Source organism: Carboxylicivirga linearis (genome assembly GCF_018271995.1).
Lineage (GTDB): Bacteria > Bacteroidota > Bacteroidia > Bacteroidales > Marinilabiliaceae > Carboxylicivirga > Carboxylicivirga linearis.
On the sequence record NZ_JAGUCO010000002.1, the window covers coordinates 13,669 to 36,007 of the forward strand.

Below are 22,339 nucleotides of genomic sequence, written 5' to 3' on the forward strand. Positions count from 1 at the left end.
TGTAGTTGTATCTCTTGCGGGGTACTTAAAAAAACATTTTTAAGCCAGTCCTTTATACGAATATCCCAACGATTCGATAGTTGATTCAATAACTGCATTATCCTGTTCTGTAGCTTCCACAACTACACGGTTGCTTTGAGGATCGGCTTCAATAGAGCTGATACCATCTACCTTCGATAAGTTCTTTTCAACACTCATTTTGCAATGACTGCAGGTCATTCCTTCAACAATATAAGTTGTTTTAATAGTTGGTTTTGCCATGGTAAAAGAGGTGTTAAAAGCAGGAGCAACAGGAGTTGCTGCTGTTGGTTTAGTATCGTTATTAAAAATGATTGATTTCGAGAGTTGTTTTGTTTTAATGCTTGCCTTTTTCAGACGTTGTTTCTTCAGATACTTTTGAATGTAACCATTGGTAATTAAAGCAATCAGAGTAATAGCTGATAATAGCTGAAACCATTCGGGCAATAACTCGTGACGATGTCCTTCGTGCATGGCATGTTCGGCCAGTGTAAACCATTCGCGAGGCAAGAAAGTATTGATTAATGTACCAAAAAGCATCGCTCCCAAAATAATTGAACCCAAATAGGAGAGAAGCGTCTTCAATCCGAATACCTTTTGAATAATAGTGATAGTTGCAGCGTTGGTAGCCGGTCCGGCCATTAACAAAACTAAAGCTGCCCCTGGCGATAATCCTTTTAACATTAATACTGCTGCAATGGGCACTGATGCTGTTGCACACAAATACAACGGAACGGATGCTAAAAGAATGATTAGCATGCTTAATGGTTCGTTATCGAGGTAATTCACAAAGAAATCATCAGGAATAAGAACAGCCAGTACGGCAGCGATCAATATACCAATTACTAACCATTTGGCTATATCCATCAAGAACTCGTAAAAGCCATATCGGAAAATACCTTTCCAACCTTGTTTTGTTCCCATTTTGTCCGATTCGCAACTTTCGCCTGATTGCGATGCATCAACTTTATCGTCTTTTGCAATTGCATTAGTGGCGGCACCTCCTAAAACTCCTGTTACCAGCGCTACCACCACGCGTATAATAGCAAAGGGTAAACCTAATAACGAATAGGTAACCATAATGGAATCAACACCGGTTTGCGGGGTTGATATTAAAAAGCTAACGCTGGATCCTTTGGAAGCACCATTGCGATAAAATGAAATACCGGTTGGTATAACGCCGCATGAGCATAAAGGTAGCGGTATGCCCAGTATGGCTGTATTTACCACTGATCCCAGGTTGCTTTTACCCATATATCTATCAATCCAACTTTGCGGAAACCAAACTTTAAGTATTCCGGCAAAGAAAAATCCCAATAATAAATAGGGTGACATTGCTTTAAGCAAGTCAAATAATGAGTAAAAGAAATCGGCTATATAGGTTAGTATTGCTTCCATATCCTGTAAACTAATTTATTCTGCTTTGGTTCAAATTAATTACATATAGATAAATCCATATTTATAGATAGGTGGCAAAAGTAACAAAAAAATCCTGCCGGCAGACAGGATTTGAAATAACATTTTTAAATCAATTAACCACAGATGATAAGGATTATAAAAGATTTATTTAGTCGAATAATCGACTTAATCTTTAAAATCTGTGGTTTTTCAAATTGATTATCTCATATCAATTACATCAACATCAGAATGTGCCGCGGTATCAAATACAAATGTTTTATCGTCAACCTGCTTGTTTGTAATCATTTTTTTAACAATAACGGTATAGTTATTACCGTCTTTACCTACCTGGCGGAATGAAAACAATGTCAGATCGTCCTGAAAAATTAGCAGTTTGATTCTTGAATAGGGTTTGTCACGATTAGTCGGATATAAATCAATTTCGTAAACATCACGCCCTTCGGCATTACCTTCACCCACATAATTCAATTTGTAACCATCCTGATATATATTAAATATGGTAGCAGGATTTAATGTTTCTTCATCATCCGGATCGGGTAGGGTAATGTTGACCTCGCCGGCATCTATCATGTGTGTGTACATTACTTCACCATCAAAGTAAGTATCCACATCCATTAATGATACTTTGTATTTATTATCTTTTAAAGTAATAGAGCCATCGTATATTTCTTCAATATTTTCCTGTAAGTTTTCCATTTTAAAAGAGAAATCAGCAATGATAGATGGATATGCTTTTGTTTGAGCAGATACTTTATCAAGGATTTCTTTCGCCTTTTCAGCCGATTGGGCGTTAACTCCGATGGTAATTGCAAGTAATACTATAAATGAACAGAATGTCTTCATATGATTTGTTTTCCTATTTCTATCAATTATTATTCCAAAATTAATTAAACTGTGCTAAATGCTTTTCCAGCTCCAGATCGTCAGCAATTAAAACCTGACGCGCTTTACTACCTTCAAAAGGTCCTACAATACCTGCTGCTTCCAGTTGGTCAATGATTCGTCCGGCTCGGTTATATCCTATTGAAAAGCGTCGTTGTATTAAAGAGGTGGAACCCGATTGGTTCGCAACCACAATTCGAGCAGCTTCTTCAAACATTTGGTCGCGTTTTGAAAGATCTACTTCGCCAGGCTCTGTTCCTCCACTGTCTCCACCTGTATATTCAGGTAATAAGAAAGCTGATGTATATCCTCGTTGCTCACCAATATAGTCGTTTATTTTTTCAACTTCAGGTGTATCAACAAAGGCACATTGAACCCTTACCAGATCGCTTCCTTGCGAAATAAGCATATCACCACGACCAATTAATTGGTTTGCTCCTGGTGAATCAAGGATTGTACGTGAGTCAATCATCGAAGCTACTTTAAAGGCAACCCTTGTTGGGAAGTTGGCCTTAATCACACCCGTAATAATATTGGTTGACGGACGCTGAGTAGCGATAATCATATGAATACCTACGGCACGAGCCAGCTGAGCAATACGCGCAATTGGTAATTCTACTTCTTTACCTGCCGTCATAATCAAATCGGCAAACTCATCAATAACAACAACAATATAGGGTAAGAAGCGATGACCTTTTTCTGGGTTCAGTTTGCGCTTCACAAACTTGTGATTGTACTCTTTTATATTTCGTGCGTGTGCCGCCTTCAATAACTCGTAGCGATTGTCCATTTCGATGGCCAAAGAGTTCAAAGTATTTACAACTTTTTGAACATCGGTAATGATTGGGTCCTCTTCATCGGGCAATTTGGCTAAGAAATGGCGCTCAATCTTAGAATATATGTTAAGTTCCACTTTCTTAGGGTCTACCATTACAAATTTAAGTTGCGAAGGATGTTTCTTGTATAGTAGAGATGATATAATCGCATTTAATCCAACCGATTTTCCTTGTCCCGTTGCACCGGCCACCAGCATGTGAGGAGCCTTGGCCAAATCAATCACAAAAGTTTCGTTTGAGATGGTTCTTCCTAAAGCAATAGGCAGTTCATATTTCGTTTCGCGGAACTTTTTAGCGTTGATAATTGAACGCATCGAAACCACTTCAGGATCGGAGTTAGGCACTTCAATACCGATGGTTCCCCTTCCCGGAATAGGTGCAATAATACGTATACCCAATGCTGCTAAAGAAAGGGCAATGTCATCCTCGAGGTTCTTAATTTTTGAGATTCGAACACCCGGAGCCGGTACAATTTCATATAATGTAACGGTTGGTCCAACGGTAGCTTTAATATTCTTGATCTGAATTTTATAATCCTCGAGCGTTTTAACAATTCGGTTTTTATTAGACTCTAACTCTTCCATTGTCACTTCGCCATTATCGCTTTTATGATCGTCGAGTAGCTCAATGGTTGGTAATTTATAGGATGAAAGGTCTAAAGTTGGATCATAATCACCCAATGGCTCGTCGTTAATAAAGTCAGATATTTCTTCCTCAATATTCTTTTCAATCTTCAGATCTAAATCTGCTTCATCTTCTTCTTTTATGGCAGGATCTACTTTAGTGTCGAGTTCAACCGTTGTATGTTTTTCAACTTGTAGATTTTCTGTTGCTTCAGTCTCTTCTGTAATTTCTGGTTGTATTTCAGGTTCCGGGTTTAAAGATGGTTCTTCATTTATTTCAAGCGAAGTTTCAAATTCGTCTTTTACATCACTTTCAACATTGTTTTCCTTTTCTTCTTGAATAGAAGAAACTTCTTTATCATCGGTAGTTATTGTCTTTTCTTCTTGTAGATTTTTATCAAACGGTTTTCGCATAGCACGATAAAAAGCCTCGAATGTTATAGAAAGGTATATTACCAATGAAACAATTATTAATATAAGTGCTCCAACAGAACCAATAAAGGCTGATAGCCATTTACTAATAAAATAACCGTGTGCTCCCCCCAATAACAGGTATTGACTGTCGGCACTAGATGTAAATAAAAATCCAAGTGTTATGGATAGCCAAATAGTTATAAAAAAGCAGTGATAAAAGGTTTTCTTTAAAGGTAATATTCGTGCCCCTAATAATCTAAAACCTCCTACAAATAGAAATACTATTAACGAGAAGGCAGCAATACCTACACCGTCGTTAATAAAATAGTCGGCAAGGTAAGCGCCCAGCTTACCTGTCCAGTTCTCAACTGTTATATCTGCGTTTGAGATTAATTCCCATAGTGGAATATCAAACTTGCTTTTATCAGCAAAGCCTGTAAATAGATAGGAGAAAAAAGCAAGTAACAGAAAGAAGTTAATTCCGATGGTTAAAATTCCGGCAATAAACCTTAACTTAAAATGTCGCAGGTTTTCAATCCACAATTTAAATTTTTCAGAAACAGGTGTTTTTTTAACTTTTTGCTTTTTTTGTTTTTTGGCCATAAGATTAAATTGTAATGGTGCTTGCCACCCACAAAAATAATAAAAGCCTCGCCAAAATATTATTTCAGGTAGAAATCTTTAAAAAACGGCAAAGCTTACAATAGCAATAACGAAGAAACGATCTCATTTATTTCATTAGAATCCGCTTCGCGGTAACTTTCCGGAATCTTAAATTCATCGTCTTTGATTTGTTTTATCTTAACAGTTTTGGCAGCAAAGGAAATATCCATTCCCTGAAAGTTAATATTAAATTCAAGCATTGGTCCAGGAACATCCTTAAATGGAGTGTTTGCATTGGGAGCTTTAAAGTTAATATCTTCGGTATAATAAAATTTCATAGCAGGAAGTCGTCTGTCTGGAAATACGGCAGTTCCCATTTTACAATTATAACCCGCTATTAATTTAGTTGAATCTTTTTGAAAGGTGATCTTGGGTTGCCCATTTGCATTGAATAGAAATAACTCTTCTCCTTCTTTTTGTGGATAATAAAGTTTTTTATCCCATACTCTTAACAATGTAAAACAAGTATCTCCTTTTGACTTTGAGATGTATTCCAGATTATATAGGTTGAGTTCTCCCTTTATATGAAGTTTATAATCATTTTCTTTAAAGATAGCAGTCATCTCTCCAGGCAAAAAGGTAGATAACGCATGAGCTTTTATCTGATCCGGGTAGGAAATGGAATAAGTTATAACTCCATCATGAGAATCCTCTGATGCGGATTTATCAGAACAGGAGCTTAAAAGCGCAACAACTAAAATTAATAGTAAAGTTTGTTTCATACAGTTTTTCCCTTATTGCAAAGCAAGGCTTCAAAAATAGTAATTATATACTGAGAAGCTTGTTTGTTAGTCGTTAATTTATGATAGTTTATAAAAAACTGATTAATGATTGGATGGCTGGTGTTACAAAAAATAGTTAGTGCATTATTGCTGATAATTTAAGTTGTTGATTGATGATTTCACTGATTTGAGGAGGTGGATGTAAAAAGAATTACTCATTTCAGTCAAGGTAATTTACCATACGATTGAGTGATTAAAATCATTTAATAAATGAGTTAAAATTTGTTATATCGCATATAGATATCCTTATAAAATAAACCAAATAGAAAAGATCATGAGTAAATTAGCTGTTATTGCCCTCGGAGGAAATGCTTTGTTACGAGATAACCAAACTGGTACAATTGAAGAACAGGAGCAGAATACAACAGAAACACTCGAGAATATCATATTTTTACTCAAGGAAGGATTTAATATTGTTATATCGCATGGCAACGGGCCTCAGGTAGGAAATATTGTAATGCGAAACGATGCCGGAGAGCAAATGTATAGTATTCCTCAGATGCCGTTGGATGTTTGCGTGGCTGATTCGCAGGGAGGTATTGGATATATGATTGAGCGAGCCCTTAAAAATGTTTTGCGAAAACATAAAATAGATAAGAATGTACTTACTCTTATGACTTCTGTTGAAGTTGATCCTCAGGATGAAGCTTTTTCGAATCCAACTAAACGTATTGGCAAACAAGTATCACAAGAAGAAGCAGAACAACTAAATGCCTCTAAAGGATGGGTTTTTAAAGAAGAGAAAAAGTCTAAAAGTGGATATCGCAGAGTTGTTCCATCTCCACAACCGATTAATATTGTCAACTGGGAAGTGATTGAGCGAAATGCGCGGCAGGGAACCATTGTTATTGCTGTTGGGGGTGGCGGTATTCCGGTGTACGTTGATGAAGAAGGTGATATACGACCTGCCGAAGCTGTAATTGATAAAGATGTTGCTTCTTCGTTATTGGCCAATCAAATCAAGGCAGACCGTTTTTATATTCTCACAGATGTTCCGTTTGTTTATGCTAACTTCGGTGAGCCGGATCAAAAAGTATTGGAATTTTTAGATGCATCAGACACTCAGAAATATTTAAATGAAGGTACTTTTGGTGAAGGAAGTATGGCGCCCAAGATAAAAGCAGCTCTTCAGTTTGTTGAAGGAGGTGGGGAGATGAGTGTGATAACGGAATCGAAAAAGCTGGAAGATAAATCGTTTGGTACGAAAATCACCTTAAACTACGATGATCTGGACTTAAAGAAATATCAGAACATCTAAAGATAAAACCTAATAAAGAATCAAGTAAAATCTATAAAGCTATGGCATTCAACTTAAAAAACAGGAACTTTTTAAAACTGCTGGACTTTACACAACAAGAAATTAAATTCTTATTAAAACTGGCACAGGATCTTAAAACGGCTAAGTATACAGGGAATGAACAGCCCCGATTATTGGGTAAAAATATTGCACTAATATTTGAAAAATCATCTACGCGCACACGATGTGCTTTTGAAGTAGCGGCGCACGATCAGGGAGCTCATGTAACTTACTTGGGGCCATCAGGCTCTCAGATCGGCCATAAAGAGTCGATGAAAGATACAGCGCGAGTACTGGGGCGTATGTATGATGGAATCGAATATCGTGGTTATGGTCAAAAGATTGTTGAAGAACTTGCTGAATATGCTGGTGTTCCGGTATGGAACGGTTTAACTGATGAGTTTCATCCAACCCAGATTTTAGCAGATTTCCTTACTATGATGGAAAATACCGATATGCCTTTAAACCAGGTTTCGTATGCATATCTGGGTGATGCACGCAATAATATGGCCAATTCATTATTAGTTGGAGGAGCAATTATGGGAATGGATGTACGCATTGTAGGACCCAAAAGTTTACAGCCAGATGCCGATTTGGTTAAGCAATGTGAACAAATAGCAGAAAAATCGGGGGCCACTATCACAGTTACTGATAATGTTGAAAAAGGAGTTGAAGGCTGTGATTTTCTATATACTGATGTATGGGTTTCAATGGGTGAACCTGATGAAGTATGGAAGGAGCGCATTGACATATTGTTACCTTATCAGATTAATAGTAAAACAATGGAACTAACAGGTAACCCATCTTGTAAGTTTTTACATTGCTTGCCAGCTTTTCATAATCGAGAAACTAAAGTTGGTGAAGATATCTACCAGAAGTTTGGTTTAGATGGCATGGAAGTAACGGAGGATGTATTCGAATCACCTTCTTCGATTGTGTTTGATCAGGCTGAAAACAGGATGCATACTATTAAAGCAGTTATGGTAGCAACTTTAGGTTCATAGAACAATCTTGCAGATAAAAAGAACGGGCGGTTCATTTGAACTGCCCGTTTTGCTTTAAATATGGTGATGCTATTTTAAACCTCAATGGTGCCTTTAAAAACAAAGGTTGCTGGTCCGACTAACCAAATATTATTAAAACCTCCATCTGCATTGGGTTCAAAGCTTACCTTTAGCTTTCCTCCAAGAACATCAACATTAAACTCATTGATATCTTTCTTTTTTAAATGGGCCGATATGGCTGAGGCAACAACTCCTGTACCACATGCAAGAGTTTCATTTTCAACGCCACGTTCGTAGGTTCTTACTTTAATGGTATTGTCATTAATAAAATGTACAAAATTAGCGTTGGTTCCACCAGGCATAAAAGTATCAGAATAGCGTACCTCGCTACCCATTTTATTAATGTTTAGGTTTTCAACTGATTCATGAAATTGAACAAAATGTGGAGAACCTGTATCTAAAAAAGTGTAATCATCATTAGCATCAACGTTTTTTACATCAATCATTTTTAAAGAAACAATTCCATCGTCATATTTTGCCTCATGAAGACCATCAACAGCCATAAATTGAAATGTTTCTTTGGCGGGAACAATATTTAAATGAACAGCAAATGCTGCAATGCAACGTCCACCATTTCCACACATCGAAGCTTCGTTACCATCACTGTTAAAATAACGCATGGTAAAGTCGTATTCGGCATGATTTTCCAAAAGCATTAGTCCATCTCCACCGACACCAAATCTTCTGTCGCATAAAAAACGAACAGTTTCAGTATTACAACCATCAAAATGATTATCTCGGTTATCAATAATCACAAAATCATTACCGGTGCCTTGATATTTATAAAAATCTATCATATTTATCTTTAATCCTGACAAGTTGTCCTGTCAATAAAACAAATGTATAAACGGGACGTTTATAGAATATGCAAAGATAATTTAGTAGTGTTAAAATTCCATTAACAAAGGATAAAAAAAGGTTAAGTGTCTGTCAATATTTTCATAAGGCATGGGATTTGTAGAAATTGCATTGGTAATTTTAATAATTGTCTGATCTAAATCTTAACTGTTATGAATACAAAAAAATATTTTCTTGCATTTTTTGTTGCAGTAGTAAGCTCAGTTCTTGCTGTGATTGTTTATTCAAATATTGTAGAACCAGAAAAAGAAGTAAGATATGTACATGAAAGTTCGGTTCCGGTAGCTAATGTTAATTTACCGCAATCAAATGGACAATTACCTGATCTTACTTATGCGTCAGAAAAATCGGTACATGCTGTAGTGCATGTTAAAACTGTTTCGCGTGGACAGAGTTATGGTGGCTCGGGAAATCCATTGTTCGATTACTTTTTTGGACCAGGAAGTGGTTATAACCGCGAACCCGCACCAGTAATGGGAGCAGGCTCAGGTGTGATCTTAACAACGGATGGGTACATTGTAACGAATAATCATGTGATTGATGGAGCTGAACAAATTGAAGTTGTTTTAAATGATAAAAGAACTTTTACTGCTAAATTGGTTGGGACTGATCCCAATTCGGATATTGCATTGTTAAAGATCGATGCAAAGAATTTACCATATTTATCGTATGGAGATTCGGATGGTATAAAAGTTGGAGAATGGGTTTTAGCCGTAGGAAACCCTTTTAACCTGACGTCTACAGTTACAGCTGGTATTGTTAGCGCAAAGGCCAGAAGTATAAATATTATAGCTAATGGACGTCAGAATTACGGAATTGAGTCATTTATTCAAACCGATGCAGCTGTTAATCCTGGAAATAGTGGAGGAGCTTTGGTAAATCAAAGAGGTGAATTAGTTGGTATAAATACTGCCATTGCTTCGCGTACCGGCTCCTATTCAGGTTACTCTTTTGCTGTTCCTGTTTCAATAGCTAAAAAGGTTGTAGCCGATTTGATGGAATACGGTGAAGTGCAGAGAGCCTTATTAGGTGTTAGTATTTTAGATGTTAGTAAGGAAAGTCTGGCTCAATTTGATCTTGAACCAATGGAAAAAATGGAAGGCGTTTTAGTTGGGGGAGTTTCGGAAAATGGAGGAGCTGCAGAAGCTGGCATTAGAAAAGCTGATATTATTTTAAGTGTGGATGGAGATAAAGTTAACTCAGTTCCCCAGCTACAAGAGCGTGTAAGCAGGCATCGTCCAGGTGAAGTTGTTAATATAATGGTACTAAGGGATGGCAAAAAGAAAACTTTTAACGTAACTTTACGTAATATACGGGGAACAACCGGAATATTGACAAGATCTAGTGATGATCTGACTTTAGGAGCAACACTAAAAGAGTTGAGTGATAAAGAAAAGTATAGGCTTGGCATTCGATATGGAATTCAAGTGGAAAGCCTTTCAGAGGGAAGTTTGCAAAATAGTGGAATTAAAGAAGGATATATAATAACAAAAGCTAACAAAATTGCTATAGAATCGGTAGAGGATTTTAAAGAAGTAGTGAAAAGTGTAGAAATAGGTGATGGTTTGTTCCTCACAGGTATCTATCCAAATGGAAGAGTCGCCTATTATGCAATTAATATTCATGAATAAAATCTTTAATAAAACTAGACAATAGTTGGAAAAGCGGTTAAATTGTAGTAATTTCGCGCGGTAATTTTCGAAAGGGATATGAGACAACTAAAAATAACAAAGTCAATTACAAACCGTGAGAGCGCGTCTCTCGATAAGTATCTTCAAGAGATTGGTCGTGAAGAGTTAATCTCTGTGGAAGAGGAAGTTGAGTTGGCACAGCGCATCAAAAAAGGTGATCAAATTGCTTTGGAAAAACTAACCAGGGCTAACTTACGATTTGTGGTATCAGTTGCAAAGCAATACCAAAATCAAGGTTTGAGCCTACCTGACTTAATTAATGAAGGAAACCTTGGATTAATCAAGGCGGCCGAAAAATTTGATGAAACCCGCGGTTTTAAATTTATTTCGTATGCTGTTTGGTGGATTCGTCAATCTATATTGCAAGCTTTGGCTGAGCAATCAAGAATTGTTCGTTTACCACTTAATCAGGTCGGTTCATTAAACAAGATTAATAAAGCATATTCAAAATTCGAACAGGAAAATGAGCGTAAGCCATCTCCTGAGGAATTGGCAGATAAGTTAGAATTACCAGCCGACAAGGTGGCAGATACGATGAGGGTTTCAGGTCGTCATATTTCTGTTGATGCTCCATTTGTTGAAGGAGAAGATAATAGTTTATTGGATGTATTGGTGAATAGTGATTCGCCTAATGCTGATAAAACTCTTATTAACGAATCATTAGCGCGCGAAATTGAAAGAGCTTTAGCTACTTTAACCGAGCGAGAAAGTGATATTATTAAATTGTTCTTCGGTATTGGATGTCAGGAAATGACACTAGAAGAGATAGGTGAGCGCTTTGGATTAACTCGCGAACGTGTTCGTCAGATCAAGGAGAAAGCGATTCGTCGTCTTCGTCATACATCTCGTAGTAAATTATTGAAAACATATCTGGGTTAAACTAATCCAGAGATTAGAATATTTAGAACCCTCGATTATTTCGAGGGTTTTTTGTTTAATAGCTCTTCTAAGCGCTTAATTTCGTCTCGATACTGAGCAGCTAAAAGAAAATCCAATTCTTTGGCAGCCTTTTGCATTTCTTTCTTGGTCTTGTCTATAGCTTTTTGCAGGGCCTCTTTACTCATGTATCCAACAACCGGATCAGCTGCGATATCTGTTCCATTAGGTTCAACATAAGCCTTAGGTTCCGCATTTCCAGGTAGTATGCTAGATTTTTGTTTGTTTATCTGTGTAGGAGTTATATTGTGATCTTGATTATATTTTAATTGCTTTTCTCTTCTGTAGTTGGTACTGTCTATAGTGGCCTGCATGCTTTTTGTGATTTTGTCAGCATACATTATCACTTTACCATTAAGGTTTCTTGCAGCGCGTCCTGCAGTCTGAGTTAATGATCTTTCCGACCTTAAGAAACCTTCTTTATCAGCATCTAAAATAGCAACCAAAGATACTTCGGGAAGGTCTAATCCCTCTCTTAAGAGGTTTACACCAACTAATACATCAAATGTACCAGCTCTTAGGTTTTCCATAATTTTAACCCGTTCAAGAGTATCAACATCAGAATGGATATATTCACAATTGATTGATAATCGATTTAAGTATTTGGTTAACTCTTCGGCCATTCGTTTGGTTAAAGTGGTTACTAATGTGCGCTCATTTTTCTCTATTCGCTCCTGAATTTCATTTATCAAATCATCTATTTGATTTAGACTTGGGCGAACATCTATTATTGGATCAATTAATCCGGTAGGACGGATTAGTTGTTCAACAATAACTCCCTCTGATTTTTCCAATTCGTAATCCGCTGGTGTAGCACTAACGTATATTGCCTGATTAATTAAATGCTCGAATTCTTCAAATTTAAGCGGTCTGTTATCCATTGCTGCCGGTAAGCGGAAGCCATATTCAACCAGGTTTTGTTTTCTTGATTTATCGCCACCATACATAGCTCTTATTTGAGGTATGGTTACATGGCTTTCGTCAATAATCACCAAAAAATCATCAGGAAAATAATCTAATAAACAGAAAGGACGTGTACCTTCTCTTCGTCCATCAAAATATCTTGAATAGTTTTCGATACCAGGACAATATCCTAATTCGCGGATCATTTCCAGGTCGTAGTTTACTCGTTCATCCAATCGTTTAGCCTCTTGGTTTTTGCCATTCTCCTTGAGAAATTCAAGATGACTTACTAAATCGTCTTGGATATTCTTGATGGCTTGTTGAGTTTTTGCTTTGGATGTGATAAATATATTTGCCGGATAAATAGTAGTCGAGTCAAGTGATTCTATTCTTACACCACTGTCGGGATTGAATGTTTCAATTTCCTCTATTTCGTCGCCCCAAAATATGATTCGGCAAGCATAGTCGGAATAGGCCAAAAATATCTCTACAGTATCACCTTTTACCCTGAAATGACCTCTTTCAAACATTACTTCATTTCTTGAGTATAAACTATCAACTAGCTTTCGAAGAAAGGTGTTTCTGCCTATCTCATCGCCACGTTTAAGGTTAATTACTCCTTCATGAAAGTCTTCCGGATTACCGATTCCATATAAACAGGAGACTGAAGATACCACAATAACATCTCTTCTGCCTGAAAGAAGTGCTGAAGTAGCACTTAACCGCAGCTTTTCTATTTCATCATTAATAGAAAGATCTTTTTCAATATATGTATCTGTAACCGGAAGGTAGGCTTCGGGCTGATAATAATCGTAATAGGATACAAAATACTCCACAGCATTCTCCGGAAAGAAAGTTTTAAATTCTCCATAAAGTTGAGCTGCAAGTGTTTTGTTATGTGAAAGAATAAGCGTTGGCCGACTTGTTTCTTTGATTACATTGGCCATTGTAAAGGTCTTACCTGAACCTGTAACACCTAACAAAGTCTGATGGGTAGTGTCAGAATTTATACCTTCACTTAATGCTTTTATTGCCTGTGGTTGATCTCCGGTAGGAGAGAAATCTGCTGTTATTTTAAAATCCATCCCTTCTTTAGCTTATGAAAACCAAATGTAAGAAAAGGATAGTGTATGTAAATAAAAAAGAGCTGCAAATGCAACTCTTAGTATATTTTTTATCGTCTTCTCCTTCGTTTCTTATTAATCGACTTTAGGTTTTTCCTACTTGAAGAATTCATTTGTCTTCTTGTTTTTAGGTAGGCCTTACGGTTGTATTTGGGCTCATTCTTCCATTTGCTATCATTAAGAAGGAATGAAACACCGAGGGTTGCTGTGTAATAAAAGTCAGAAGCATCTGTTTGATGGACTGCAGTAATGTTTCCCGGAGTACCACTATACCATTCTTTGTGCCCATCAACCATATCGGAAAAAGGCAAAGTGGCAGTATATTCAGCATTAATACTCATGATAGAGTTGATCCAATATGATAAACCTATACCTCCTGAGACTGCAGGAGTAAATTCTGAAACATTATGTCTTAATGTATTAGGATCAAAGCCAGCTTCTCCATAATATGTATCCGTATTATAATACATTAGTCCAAATTGGCCAAGTAAATAAGGATTGAATGATCTCTGTTTAAAGTACCCTAATGCTAAATCTAAAGGCTTAAAAGACACACCAACCATGAAATCTGCATAATAATTTTCGAAATAAGAATATAATTGTCCAGTTTCATTGTATACTTGCTCTCCCTTCATATTTCCACCCATTAACTGAATACGGGCAGATAAAGATGGCATTAACTCTTTATCAATTACTCCACCAAGTGAATAACTGGTTCTTGATTGATCAACTAAATCGCCATAGAACATGTTAATACCTGCTCTGGGGGTTAGGCGAACACCATCCCATAATGTAGATCTGCGTCTGCGTTGAGCGTTTGCCTGACTGACAAATGCAAACACAACAAGTGTTAGGATTAGATATCTATATGATTTCGGCATTCGAATGTGCTTTGAATTTGAGTGTAAAAATGTGAAAAAGTTTGTTATTAGAAAAATCAATTTTTTGTAAAAACCCTAATTTTGGCATTAATGATACAAAAACTCCATGGATTATCTGTTTTTTATAGTGAATGTTACTTTCTCTTAGACTTAAATTGATACTTAATTTTAAATAAAAATACTAAATTTTATCAAATACGATTAATTTACTAACTATTTATAATTGTTTTTAAGTTGATTTTATTCTGTTCTGATATAAAATTCTTAGCATCCGATGTATACAAGTATTCAATTTCTTTCTGAAAATACACCTCAACCTTAGCGCGTACAACTTTCATTGTGCTATTAAGTAATTTATTATGCTCGGTAAATGCTTCCGGTAAAATAACGGACGTTGAAGGCATCCATCTGGCAGGGAAGGATAGTTCGGGCAGATTTGAATTTTTCACATTCTCAATGTCTTCTTTAATAAGATTCAGAATTTCGGTAAGTGCATTGTCATCATCAATGGATGTTTTGTGTTGTTTAAGCCAGGTTTGGATTTTTTCCTTGTTAGGCACAATTAAACCAGTTGTATATGGGTTTTGATTATTGTGTAATACAAACTGATCGATGTATTGACAATGGTCTATGATGGCTTCCTCGATTCCTTCGGGGCTGTATTTCTCTCCATCTGCTCCAATTAATAAACTTTTAAATCGACCAAGTACATATAGATAGTTTTCCCTATCTAAATAACCTAAATCACCTGTGAATAACCAGTCATCCTTAATAGTATCAGCAGTAGCTTCCGGATTTTTCCAATACCCTTTCATTACATTTTCACCTTTGATAACTATTTCACCTTTTTCACCAATGGGTAGTTCATTACCTTCTTCATCACAAATTTTTATTTCCAGATCGTTTACTACTTTACCAGAAGAACCCAATTTATGAAATTTAGGTGTGTTGGCAGAAATAATAGGAGAGGCTTCGCTTAATCCATAACCTTGATACATGGGCATACCAATGGCATAGAAAAATCTTTGTAATTCAATATCCAGCAAGGCTCCACCTCCAATAAAGTACTGAAGTTGCCCACCAAATTTTTCTTTTATCTTATTAAAAAGGATAGCTCTAAACAAACCATAAACAGGCTTGGTAACTTTTCTAATGCCTTTACCTGCATTATTTCCTGTTCCATTGTACCAATAGGCAAATTTTAATCCGGAATGAAATAGTGAGTTTGCCATTTTTCCTTTAGACTCAATGCCTTTTTCAATGTTCTTTTTGAAGTTTTTAGCTAAAGCAGGAACGCTCATTAATATTTCGGGTTTAACCTCCATCATGTTAGAGACGAAATTTTTTAGAGTTTCGTGCTGATTTCTACCAATTTGTACCGATGCGATGGAAGCTCCTTTGTGCATAAATGAATATAAGGCTGCTGTATGAGCAAAAGCATGATCCCACGGAAGAACAACTAAGGTTTTATAGTGTTGGGGTATTTCAATATAGCTAAAAGCTTGTTCCACATTAGCGGTATAATTCCTTTGAGATAGGATAATTCCTTTGGGATCAGCAGTTGTACCTGATGTATAGCAAATATTTCCGAATGTTTCAGGAGTAACTTTTTCGATAGTATTTTTGAGAGCTTCCGGATTTTTATCTTTAAATGTATCAGCCTTTTTGTATAAAACATCGATGCTTATTTCATCATCCTGAAGATTTTCAATATCATCTAAAATAATAAATCGTTTTGCTTTAGTTAACTGTTTTTTAACTGTTCTTATTTTAGGAAGCTGGTTTTTTGAAACAATTATAGTTTCAGCTTCAGAGTGATTTAGTCTGAAAACAAGGTCGGCATCTGCTTCCAGCTTTGTAGATAAAGGTACATTGATAGCACCAATATGAAAGATGGCTAGTTCTGATACTAACCACAAACGTCTTCCTTCAGAAAGCAAAGCTAGTCGATCACCATTGTCTATACCAAGCGATAATAATCCGTTTGCATAGGTGTAAACTTCTTTTTGTATCTCTTTATATGAATGACTTTTAAATTCTTTATCTTCTTTTTCCCAGATTAAAGTATTATTGGGATAGTTCTTTACACTCTCTTCAAAAAAATCAATTATTGTTTTCATCTTTTTACCTGGATTAATACTATCAAACTTTATTAAATATCTCTAATAGATGCTGATAGTAATATATTGTAGCATACTAATTGGATTTTTACTAACTGCTAAAGTACAAAGAATTCTTAAAATCGCTCAACTGTGCGATTTCGTACATCGGATGTTCGTATTGGCACAGATTATTAAAGGGGGATTTAATGTATGTTATTGATATTCTGATGTGTGTTTGTTTATGGCATAAATATTGAAATATTATCTTCATATGCACATTTATCGTTAATCTTAAACCTTATTTGCCATGAAGAGAATTATAATAATAGGTTTTGTATTAATGGGAATGATTAAGGGTTTTAATGCTAATGCTCAGGAGACAACTTCTGAACAGGATAGTATAGAATGTTTGAAAAACTTCTCGTTGTACAGTTTATCCTTTAAAAAGAAAATGTATGATTATGCCATGCCAGCCTGGCGTGATATGTTTAATAATTGCCCGGATGTTACCATAAGTATATATTCTGATGGTGTTTCGCTATATAAACATTATATGTCAAAGGCAAAAGATCCTGCAGTTAAAGAAACTTATATAGATAGTATAATGATGGTTTATGATCAGCGAATACAATATTTTGGTGATCACCCTAAATACCCTAAAGGATGGATTTTAGGACGTAAGGCTGTTGATCTGGTTAAATACAGACGTACCAATACTGAAGCCTTGCAAGAAGCCTTAGGGTATTTTGAAAAATCATATCAACTTCAGAAATTAAATGTTGAGCCTTTGGTTGCTTTAAACTGGATGCAAACTACTAATGCATTGGCTAAAAAGAATAAAGTAACTCCCGATCAGATATTAGATACCTATATTAAGGTTGATGAGATTATAACCACCGAAATAGCCAAAGAAAATGATCCTAAGAAAAAAGAACTCTTATCTAAAATAAGTAAAGCATGTGCTGATATTCTGGCTGATGGAGGCTTAAGTGACTGTAATCAGTTGGAGTCGGCTTTGGCACCAAGGTATGATGATATTAAAGAAGATCAGGAGGCCATTAATCGCTTATTACAATTAATGAACAATTTAGATTGTACTAATAATGAATTATTTGCCAAAGCGTCGGAGCAAAACTATAAGCTAAATCCAAATTCTTCGGCTGCGTATTTTTTAGCTAAGTATTTTTTAAAGCAACAAAAAACAGAATTAGCCATAGAGTATTATAATAAAGCCATTGAGTTGGTTGAAGAAGATGATGCAAGAGCAAAATACTATTACGAACTGGCATTGTTAACCTTTTCTTACACCAAAGATGGACCTAAAGCCCGCGAATATGCACACAAAGCTATTCAAAACAAATCAAGTTGGGGTATGCCACATATTCTGATTGGTAATATTTATGCCATGGAGAGTAAGAAGTATGGATCAAGCGATTTCGAACATCGTACCGTTTATTGGGCAGCATTAGATCAGTATATGAAAGCTAAAGCGGTTGACCCTGAGTGTGTCGAAGAGGCTAACAAACAGATTCATGTTTATTCGCAATACATACCTGACAAAGAAACCGGATTTTTTGAAGGCATTGAAGAAGGATCGAAATATACTGTTGGCTCGTGGATTAATGTGGAAACAACAGTTAGATATAGATAAAAATACTGCTTCAGATAGATTCATGTTAATAATTAGTGATGTGAGGTTGTTGGTTTCGACAACCTCATTTTTTTGTATTTAGTGATTATAAAAACGGGGATTATTATGAGGACAAAGGGGAAAGGACTAAGTACACAGGTTAGAACGATGATCCCTTGTGTACTTATGGCTGGTACCTTGGGGACAACTATTATCCCTCGTTTTTTTTCGATAAGTACAAAGGGGATCAACCCAAGTACATAGGGGATCGTATTAAATACATGTTATATAGCCATAAAAACTTGTGTACTTATCTTATGTACATACTTTTTTTAACAGTGACCTAAGAAATAATGGATGCTCTTCTGTTGAATCATTATTTTTTATCAGCTTTAATGATTTTGTGTGTGATGCTTTTCTGTTTTTATCTTAAATTTGCAGCACAAACAAATATTCAATTCTAAAATTTCATTCATGGTCCTGTTTTTCAAGGGAAACAATAAGCAAATCTTGGCTGTCGGCACCCAATCCGACTTGTTGGCTGAAGACATTAACAAACTCGAATGGCTATTTAGCGGGGCAAAGCTTTCTGAAAGTAAAACTTTAGAAGGCTTTTTTGTTGGTCCACGTAAGGAGATGATAACTCCTTGGAGTACCAATGCAGTGGAGATTACGCAAAACATGGGAATTAACGGAATTCTTCGTATTGAGGAATTTTTTGAGGTAGATTCAGATCAAGCGGAGTTCGACCCTATGCTGCAGGTGTTATACAAAGGATTAACACAGGAAATCTTTACCATTGATAAAGAACCTGATCCGATTGTTGAAATTGAAGACGTAGCTGCTTATAACAAAGCCGAAGGGTTGGCATTGAGCGAAGAGGAAGTAAACTACCTGGATGGTTTAGCTAAAAAATTAGGAAGAAAATTGACCGATAGTGAGGTTTTTGGATTCTCTCAGGTGAATTCAGAGCACTGTCGTCACAAAATATTTAATGGTACATTTATCATCGATGGTGAAGAAAAACCAAGTTCTTTATTTAAGTTGATCAAACGTACTTCTAATGAAAATCCAAATTATCTGGTTTCGGCATATAAAGATAATGTAGCGTTTATCGAAGGGCCAAAAGCCATTCAATTTGCTCCGGAAACGCAGGATAAACCTGATTTTTTCCAAACTAAAGAAATTGAAACGGTTCTTTCATTAAAGGCCGAAACACATAACTTCCCAACAACTGTTGAGCCTTTTAATGGTGCTGCAACAGGTTCAGGAGGTGAAATCCGCGACCGTTTAGGTGGAGGTAAGGCTTCTTTACCATTAGCAGGTACTGCTGTTTATATGACTTCTTATTCACGTTCTGAAGAAGGAAGAGCATGGGAGCAGGCTACTGAAGCTCGTCCATGGTTGTACCAAACGCCAGAGCAAATCTTAATTAAAGCATCAAACGGAGCCAGCGATTTTGGTAATAAGTTTGGTCAGCCAATGATTTGTGGTTCGGTATTGACTTTTGAGCATTTCGAGAATCAAAAGAAATTCGCCTTCGATAAGGTGATTATGATGGCAGGTGGTATTGGTTTTGCTAAAAAATCAGATGCTTTAAAAGATACTCCTGAGGCTGGCGATAAAGTGGTATTGCTAGGTGGCGATAACTACCGCATTGGAATGGGTGGCGGTGCTGTTTCGTCGGTTGCTACTGGTGAGTTCGATAACAGCATTGAGTTGAATGCTGTTCAGCGTTCAAACCCGGAAATGCAAAAACGTGCCATGAATGCCATTCGTGCCATGGCCGAGGCTGATGAAAACCCAATCGTGTTAATTCACGATCATGGTGCCGGTGGTCACTTAAACTGCTTATCAGAGTTGGTTGAAGAAACCGGTGGTACTATTCATTTGGATAAACTTCCTGTTGGAGACCCAACGTTATCGGCTAAAGAAATTGCCGGTAATGAGTCGCAGGAGAGAATGGGACTGGTATTAAAAGAAAAAGATATTGAGCGTTTGAAATTAGTTGCTGATCGCGAGCGTTCTCCAATGTATGTGGTTGGAGAAACAACTGGCGATATGAGCTTCGTTTTCAAAGACGATAAAGGAAATGCGCCAATCAACTGGCAACTTTCTGATATGTTCGGGAATCCTCCTAAAACTATTATGACGGACAAAACGGTTGAAGAATCGTTTGCGCCTGTTGTATATGATGCATCTAAAATTGAGGAATACCTTAAAAATGTATTACAATTAGAGGCCGTTGCTTGTAAAGATTGGTTAACCAACAAAGTTGACCGTTCGGTAACAGGTAAAGTAGCTAAGCAACAATGTGCCGGTGAGGTTCAAATACCATTGAACAACTTGGGTGCAACTACTATCGATTATACAGGAACTGTTGGTTTGGCTACTTCGGTAGGTCATGCACCAGCTGCTGCAATGATCGATCCTGCTGCGGGTTCTGTATTGTCTATTGCTGAGTCGTTAACTAACTTGGTTTGGGCTCCGTTTACTCACGGTATTAAAGGTGTTTCGTTAAGTGCCAACTGGATGTGGCCTTGTAAAAACGAAGGTGAAGATGCTCGTTTATATAAAGCTGTTGAGGCAGTAAGTGATTTTGCTACCGATTTGGGAATTAATATCCCAACAGGTAAGGATTCACTTTCGATGACTCAAAAATATAAGGATGGTGAAGTAGTTTATTCTCCGGGAACGGTTATTATTTCGGCCGCTGCTGAAGTAAGCGACGTGAAGAAGATTGTTGAGCCGGTATTGGTTAAGGATACAGACACTTCAATTATTTACATCGATTTATCGTTCGATAGCCATAAATTGGGCGGTAGTTCATTTGCCCAAGTGGTGAATAAGTTGGGTGCTGAAGCTCCAACTGTAACTGATACCGATTATTTCAAAACGGGTATCGAAACTATTCAGTCTTTAATTGAGGATGAGTTAATTTTAGCTGGTCATGATATATCTGCAGGAGGTATGGCAACTGCATTGTTAGAAATGAACTTTGCCAATAAAACACACGGTATTAAAGCTGATTTATCTGATATCGCTGAAGAAGATTTAGTGAAGATTCTTTTTGCTGAAAATCCGGGTGTATTGATTCAGGTGAAAGATGCTGCTAAAGTAACTGCTCTGTTAGAAGAAAAAGAATTAGGTTATACGGTAATTGGTTCTCCTGTTGAGGAAAGAACTTTAACAATTACTAAAGGAGCCGATACTTTATCTTTCGATATTGACGAAATGAGAGATGCCTGGTACAAAACTTCTTACTTGTTAGACAGAAGACAAAGTACTGAGAAGTTGGCTAAAGAGCGTTTCGATAATTATAAAAATCAACCTTTACAATTCAACTTTAAAGAAGGATTCAGTGGTAAACTGGCTGATTTAGGTTTAGATGCTGTACGTAAAGGAAAATCAGGTGTTAAAGCGGCTATTATTCGTGAAAAAGGAGTGAATGGTGATCGTGAGATGGCTTACTCAATGTACTTAGCCGGTTTTGATGTGAAGGATGTTCACATGACCGACTTAATTACAGGTAGAGAAACATTGGAAGACATTAACTTTATTGTTTTTGTTGGGGGATTCTCAAACTCTGATGTACTTGGATCTGCAAAAGGATGGGCGGGTGCTTTCCTATATAACGAAAAAGCTAAAGCGGCACTGGATGCATTTTATGCTCGTAAGGATACCTTGAGTTTAGGTGTTTGTAATGGTTGTCAGTTAATGGTAGAGTTAGGTCTGGTTTATCCCGATCACGCTGAAAAACCAACAATGTTACATAACGAGTCGCATAAATTCGAATCGAACTTTGTGAACATGGATATTGCAGAAAACAACTCAGTAATGTTAAATACTTTGGCGGGAAGTCGTCTAGGTGTTTGGATTGCACACGGTGAAGGAAAATTCAATATGCCTTATGCTGAGGATCAATATCATATTGCAGGTAAATATTCTTACAATGCATATCCTGCTAATCCTAATGGAAGTGATTTTGCTACTGCAGCTATCTGTTCTAAAGATGGTCGTCATTTAGCTATGATGCCTCACCTGGAAAGAGCGATCTTTCCATGGCAATGGGCGCATTACCCAACCGATCGCAAAGCTGATGAGGTTTCGCCTTGGATTGAAGCATTTGTAAATGCCCGCAAATGGGTTGAAGAAAAGAAGTAATTCAAATTAGATAATACGAAAAACGGCAACTTGAATCAGGTTGCCGTTTTTA

At 36.7% G+C, this 22,339-nt stretch carries 14 protein-coding genes; 6 read left to right on the top strand and 8 right to left on the bottom strand.

The window, feature by feature from the left end; translation table 11 throughout:
• Positions 1 to 39: 39 nt before the first annotated feature.
• From KEM10_RS03460 to KEM10_RS03475, 4 genes are all read right to left on the bottom strand, one after another.
• Positions 40 to 1,416: a permease gene (locus tag KEM10_RS03460; protein ID WP_212213570.1), complete on the bottom strand. Its 1,377-nt coding sequence runs from the start codon at positions 1,414 to 1,416 to the stop codon at positions 40 to 42.
• Positions 1,417 to 1,635: 219 nt separating this feature from the next.
• Positions 1,636 to 2,280 (bottom strand): LolA family protein, encoded by a 645-nt coding sequence (locus KEM10_RS03465; protein ID WP_212213572.1) that lies wholly within the window; start codon positions 2,278 to 2,280, stop codon positions 1,636 to 1,638.
• A gap of 40 nt (positions 2,281 to 2,320) precedes the next feature.
• The gene (locus KEM10_RS03470) at positions 2,321 to 4,795 is read right to left on the bottom strand and encodes a DNA translocase FtsK (RefSeq protein WP_212213575.1); all 2,475 of its coding nucleotides are present in this window, start codon (positions 4,793 to 4,795) and stop codon (positions 2,321 to 2,323) included.
• A 95-nt stretch (positions 4,796 to 4,890) separates the two neighbouring features.
• Positions 4,891 to 5,577: a hypothetical protein gene (locus tag KEM10_RS03475; RefSeq protein ID WP_212213578.1), complete on the bottom strand. Its 687-nt coding sequence runs from the start codon at positions 5,575 to 5,577 to the stop codon at positions 4,891 to 4,893.
• A gap of 334 nt (positions 5,578 to 5,911) precedes the next feature.
• On the opposite strand from KEM10_RS03475, the gene arcC reads away from it, so the two are divergent.
• Together arcC and KEM10_RS03485 are read left to right on the top strand one after the other, a co-directional pair.
• Positions 5,912 to 6,895 carry a carbamate kinase gene (gene arcC, locus KEM10_RS03480; RefSeq protein WP_212213581.1) on the top strand — a complete coding sequence of 328 codons (984 nt, stop codon included), beginning with the start codon at positions 5,912 to 5,914 and terminating at the stop codon, positions 6,893 to 6,895.
• A gap of 41 nt (positions 6,896 to 6,936) precedes the next feature.
• Entirely contained in the window at positions 6,937 to 7,938 is a 1,002-nt protein-coding gene (locus KEM10_RS03485) for an ornithine carbamoyltransferase (RefSeq protein WP_212213585.1), read from the top strand.
• 74 nt (positions 7,939 to 8,012) lie between these two features.
• Here the strand turns inward: KEM10_RS03485 and dapF are convergent, their stop codons facing one another.
• On the bottom strand, positions 8,013 to 8,795 hold the full coding sequence (gene dapF, locus KEM10_RS03490) for a diaminopimelate epimerase (protein WP_244825534.1): 783 nt from the start codon (positions 8,793 to 8,795) through the stop codon (positions 8,013 to 8,015).
• 213 nt (positions 8,796 to 9,008) lie between these two features.
• Between dapF and KEM10_RS03495 the strand changes: the two genes are divergently transcribed.
• A complete protein-coding gene (locus KEM10_RS03495) occupies positions 9,009 to 10,487 on the top strand; it encodes a Do family serine endopeptidase (RefSeq protein ID WP_212213588.1) in 1,479 nt (492 codons plus the stop codon).
• A gap of 78 nt (positions 10,488 to 10,565) precedes the next feature.
• The gene (locus KEM10_RS03500) at positions 10,566 to 11,426 is read left to right on the top strand and encodes a sigma-70 family RNA polymerase sigma factor (RefSeq protein ID WP_212213591.1); all 861 of its coding nucleotides are present in this window, start codon (positions 10,566 to 10,568) and stop codon (positions 11,424 to 11,426) included.
• A gap of 35 nt (positions 11,427 to 11,461) precedes the next feature.
• Here the strand turns inward: KEM10_RS03500 and uvrB are convergent, their stop codons facing one another.
• From uvrB to KEM10_RS03515, 3 genes are all read right to left on the bottom strand, one after another.
• Positions 11,462 to 13,471, bottom strand: coding sequence for an excinuclease ABC subunit UvrB (uvrB, locus tag KEM10_RS03505; RefSeq protein WP_212213595.1), 2,010 nt, complete (start codon positions 13,469 to 13,471; stop codon positions 11,462 to 11,464).
• A gap of 89 nt (positions 13,472 to 13,560) precedes the next feature.
• A complete protein-coding gene (locus tag KEM10_RS03510) occupies positions 13,561 to 14,391 on the bottom strand; it encodes a hypothetical protein (RefSeq protein WP_212213598.1) in 831 nt (276 codons plus the stop codon).
• A 209-nt stretch (positions 14,392 to 14,600) separates the two neighbouring features.
• Positions 14,601 to 16,511, bottom strand: a complete 1,911-nt coding sequence (locus tag KEM10_RS03515) for an AMP-dependent synthetase/ligase (protein ID WP_212213601.1) — start codon at positions 16,509 to 16,511, stop codon at positions 14,601 to 14,603.
• A 289-nt stretch (positions 16,512 to 16,800) separates the two neighbouring features.
• On the opposite strand from KEM10_RS03515, the gene KEM10_RS03520 reads away from it, so the two are divergent.
• Positions 16,801 to 18,144, top strand: coding sequence for a tetratricopeptide repeat protein (locus tag KEM10_RS03520; RefSeq protein WP_212213604.1), 1,344 nt, complete (start codon positions 16,801 to 16,803; stop codon positions 18,142 to 18,144).
• Between the two features lie 453 nt (positions 18,145 to 18,597).
• Positions 18,598 to 22,287 (top strand): phosphoribosylformylglycinamidine synthase, encoded by a 3,690-nt coding sequence (gene purL, locus KEM10_RS03525; protein WP_212213607.1) that lies wholly within the window; start codon positions 18,598 to 18,600, stop codon positions 22,285 to 22,287.
• Positions 22,288 to 22,339 lie beyond the last annotated feature (52 nt).